Below are 4,159 nucleotides of genomic sequence, written 5' to 3'. Positions count from 1 at the left end.
AGAAAAGCTTAAAGCGACTCCAAAGGAGTCGAAGTTCCAAAACGGAGAAGAAGGATATGCCGAAGTACCGGAAAACACGACAGAACAAACACATCTGATAAAGCAAGGCTTTACTGCCCTGGTATGTGTCCTCACGTACCGGTTCCTTTCCATTCTTAAATTATATCCGGGATATTATTCAAAAATCCAAAATCATCAATGCCCGTTTCGTAATATTTCGCTGATGAATAATAGTATTTAGCAGGATCATCCGTTAATTGCCAGTGTTCTGCCAATGGATTGGATTATCGTGTATGTATTGTAGTTTTTGTATGGCGGTTTTCTTTTGTATGAGCTCAAACGCTAACAGATCCCGCTGCCAGAATTCATAATTTTTGTCAGTCGCCTTTACTGAAAGGAAGGCAAAACAAAGAGCCGTTATACATAAAGAAGATTTTGTTCGACCCTTTCGGGGTCGCAATACTTTTTATCGTGCAGTTATAAACGTTTAGACCCTTTCAGGGTCAATACAAGCGCTTGCGCGTAAAAGCGGTCGGCACCCGCCGCAGAAGGGTCAGACCGCTATTGGAAATAAATATGCTATTTCCTATCCTGAAAGGATACAAGGTTCATAAAAAAATAGAAAAGCTTAAAGCGACTCCAAAGGAGTCGAAGTTCCAAAACGGAGAAGAAGGGTATGCCGAAGTACCGGAAAACACGACAGAACAAACACATCTGGTAAAGCAAGGCTTTACAAAAATGTGCAGCCCATGGCTCTTTAGATGCGTTTGCCCCGGGAAGCGCGAACCGGTGACAGGGAATACCCCGGGTGCCTGCCTCGTACCAGCCTACAATTTATAATACTGCTCCCACCCTTTTCGCGGAGGCGCTCCTGTTAGGAAGGCATCTGCAAAACGGTTGTTGGTGATGCGTTTTGTTTCCCGGTCAAAAACTATTTTTGTATTGAGCCGCTGTGCCATTACGCCCAGGCAAAACACCTGGCTTAAAGGACCGGCGATCTCAAACGGTGAGCGGGTTTTTTCCGCTCCGCTGCAGGCACGCAAAAAGTTGACAAAATGGTTGGAAGGGCTTTCAGGTACTTCAGGCAGCTTCGATGCCATAGCCTTTGCTTTTTCTTCGGGAATAATGGACAGGGTGCTGCCGTGTGAGCCGCCTTTGAAGGTCAGTTCCCTGCTGTAAATGATTTTGCCGGGATTAAGCCTGGCGGGCTGGATCTTCCCGTCGCTCGGAGGAGGGATATTGGGATCCAGCTCCGACACGCCATATCCTTCGGGCACCGGGGGTATATTATTCACGCCGTCGTACCAGGTAATATCCACTGCCGGCATGTTTTTGCGTTTCGGGAATTTAAACAGGAGCGTGGTAGACATAGGAAAAAAGTAATCATTATGCCCTTCCGCTTTGAGTGCGCTGATCTCATTCGGCAGTCCGAGTTCTAAGAACTGGTGGGCTGTGTCTAAAATATGTGCTCCCCAGTCGCCCAGCGCGCCCATACCGAAATCGTACCAGCAGCGCCATTGCCCCAGGTGATAATCATGATTATAATCATGGTATTGTGCGGTAGCCAGCCAATTGTCCCAGTCCAGTGTAGCGGGAACCGGTTCTGCGGCCGGAAATTTTTTAATATGCGGATCCCATCCATGCCAGCGGCGTGCAGCATTCATATGCGCCGTTATGGCGGTAACGTCTTTTATAATGCCGGCATCCTTCCATGCTTTGAACTGGAAATAATTGGCTTCCGAATGTCCCTGGTTACCCATCTGCGTTACCACTTTATTGTATTTTTTTGCGGCCGCCATCATCAGCTCTATTTCATAAAAAGTACGGGCCATGGGTTTTTCAACATATACATGCTTGCCCAGCCCCATAGCCATCATGGTGATGGGGAAATGCGAGAAGTCGGGCACGCCAACAGAAACCGCCTCAATCTCATTGCCTGCCTTATCCAGCATTTCACGGAAATCCTGAAATCTTTTGGCATCGGGAAATCGCTCCATATTCTCCCGGGTATGAGGTGCACCCATATCTATATCGCAAAGTGCTACGATATTGGCCAGCCCGGTACCATGCAATGCATTTAGAATGGCACCGCCGCGATTGCCAATACCAATGCAGGCAAGGTTAACTTTCTTATTTGCACCAATGATCCTGCTGTAACTTTTTGCACTGGTTTGCAACCCGCCCATTGCAACACCTGCCGAAGCCAATGCTGCTGACCTTAGAAATTTCCTGCGTGATGACATTGCTATTTGTATTTTATGATTTATGGTTTGTGGTTGTACAAAAGATGTATTTGATCCTCAATATACGAAGCATCTGTTTACTTATTAACAAATCATGGCCGGTGACTGACTGCGGCAAGCTCAAATATATTACATTCCATAAGCTGAAAACGCTTTGATTTGCGGCTGATCAAACGATTCGGTTATACTTAACCGTACTTTATTTGTAATTATACTATCTATGGTTTGGATACGCTTATGCCCAACCGAGCTGCCTTCCGCTACCTTTACCCATTGATTATCTTTCCAGGCCTCAATAATATACTTTCTGATGCGTTCCCCTTTTGTAATGTCTTCTGATATAATAACATGATTAACAGGAATTGGTGCATTGCCAAGCGATAATTCAAGCATTTCCCCATTTCCTTCTGCGGAAGCAAGCGGCTCCGAAAAGCGTTTTTTAATTTCGTTGCCAAACGCTGTTAACCGTTGCATATCTTCTTCCGGTACCAGCCCGCTCGTATCTACCACAATACCGATCAGCATGTTTGAATTACGCCCCACACTGGTAGTATAGTTTTTCACCAACTGATCAACCGATAATATTTCCTGCCCGTCGGCTTTCCAGAACCAGCCGCCCTGCCAGCCTGTACGCAAGGGAAAATCGGCTTCACCCGGGCACCATATGGTTCCTTCAGGGTTGCCCTGCATGCCATCGCTTTTAACGGTTCCGGTGGCTGAAGTTGTGGTATCGGTTCTGCTCCAGTTGGGATAAGGCGCCAACCCTTCTTCATTACCGATCCAGCGAATGAGATTATTGGCATCTGCGGGGCCCTGGAAAACAACGGCATCGGGTTGCAGTTGCTTTAATAAAGGAGCCAGGTCAGGCCCGCCATCTTTCACAGGCAATACCCCGCCATCGAACCATATTTCAAATAATTTTCCATAATTGCTCCACAATTCGGTGAGTTGCTGCACCACCACATTATTATACGTTTGCTGATCCATCGGGCTTCCGGGTTGCACTAAACCAGGATTGTCAACATAGCAATACCCGTTAGCAGCCGCGCTGGCATAAATGCCGGGTCTTATATCATACTTTTCACACGACTTTATAAAATCGGCAACAATATCTCCCTTACCATCTCTCCATGGGCTATGCTTAACACTGTATTCATGAGCCGCTGTTGGCCACAAACTAAAACCGGAGCAATGTTTTGCAACCAGTACTGCATATTTGGCACCTGCTGCTTTAGCGGCCCGTAGCCACTGATCGGTATCCAATTTAGAAGGATTGAAAACAGAAGCCGGTGGATGTGTGCCCCAGTTACGCCAATTATAATCAGGCACATAATTCACTACATCAAAGTGAAACATAGCGCCAATCTCCGCATCTGCCCATTGCACATGCGGTTCTGAAGGCAATACAGTATGTGCCCGATCATTTTTTTGTGTGCAGGCGACTATAGCCGGTAAGAGGAAAAGAAAAAAGGATTTCGTTTTATTCATCATTGTTATTTTTTAATTCAAATGCTATTAAAGTGTAAACACAAACCATTTTTGGCTTTTGGCAGGTATGGTTACCTGTAAGTTCAGCTTATTGCCGTTTAAGGTTATTTTTTTCGCTGCCCCGTCGTTTTCACTCATGGTTGCCCGGTCTTTTAAACCGGTATAATACAGGTCTGCCTCAATATTCCTGGTTATGGTTTCATTCAGGGGATTGTATACCATTAGCAGCCCTTTTTCCCTACCATGCGGATCGGCATGTAATATGGCATCATAATCCCTCCCATCGGGCCTGCGCAGGTGAATGATATCGGCATCCAGTATTTTCCTGTGCTTCTTGTAAAAGTCAACCCATTTTTTCACCAGTGCTTTCGTTTCAGGCGCATCGTATAATTGCGGGCCACGGTAACAGGCCTGCACACCCGCTCCGA

At 46.3% G+C, this 4,159-nt stretch carries 3 protein-coding genes and 1 pseudogene; 1 reads left to right on the top strand and 3 read right to left on the bottom strand.

Annotated features, from left to right (window positions below; all coding sequences use genetic code 11):
• Nucleotides 1-241 (top strand): hypothetical protein (locus PLH26_RS15955; RefSeq protein ID WP_324587025.1); only part of this gene is annotated, 241 nt, incomplete at its 5' end.
• 586 nt (nt 242-827) lie between these two features.
• Here the strand turns inward: PLH26_RS15955 and PLH26_RS15950 are convergent.
• From PLH26_RS15950 to PLH26_RS15940, 3 genes and pseudogenes are all read right to left on the bottom strand, one after another.
• Complete coding sequence (locus tag PLH26_RS15950) at nt 828-2,243, bottom strand: Gfo/Idh/MocA family oxidoreductase (RefSeq protein ID WP_324587024.1); 1,416 nt, start codon at nt 2,241-2,243, stop codon at nt 828-830.
• 129 nt (nt 2,244-2,372) lie between these two features.
• Nucleotides 2,373-3,734: an alpha-L-fucosidase gene (locus PLH26_RS15945; protein ID WP_324587023.1), complete on the bottom strand. Its 1,362-nt coding sequence runs from the start codon at nt 3,732-3,734 to the stop codon at nt 2,373-2,375.
• A gap of 24 nt (nt 3,735-3,758) precedes the next feature.
• A pseudogene (locus PLH26_RS15940) lies at nt 3,759-4,159 on the bottom strand (alpha-galactosidase); the annotation flags it as partial.

It is taken from the genome of Agriterribacter sp. (assembly GCF_035444585.1).
In the GTDB taxonomy this organism is placed as follows: Bacteria; Bacteroidota; Bacteroidia; order Chitinophagales; family Chitinophagaceae; genus Agriterribacter.
Note: the sequence above shows the minus strand (reverse complement) of the source record. Positions and strands in the feature narration are given on the sequence as shown.

Bases quoted from the DNA above. Each gene is read 5' to 3' on its own strand.
- PLH26_RS15950 (WP_324587024.1), bottom strand. From the start codon at position 2,243: ATGTCATCACGCAGGAAATTTCTAAGGTCAGCAGCATTGGCTTCGGCA.
- PLH26_RS15945 (WP_324587023.1), bottom strand. From the start codon at position 3,734: ATGATGAATAAAACGAAATCCTTTTTTCTTTTCCTCTTACCGGCTATA.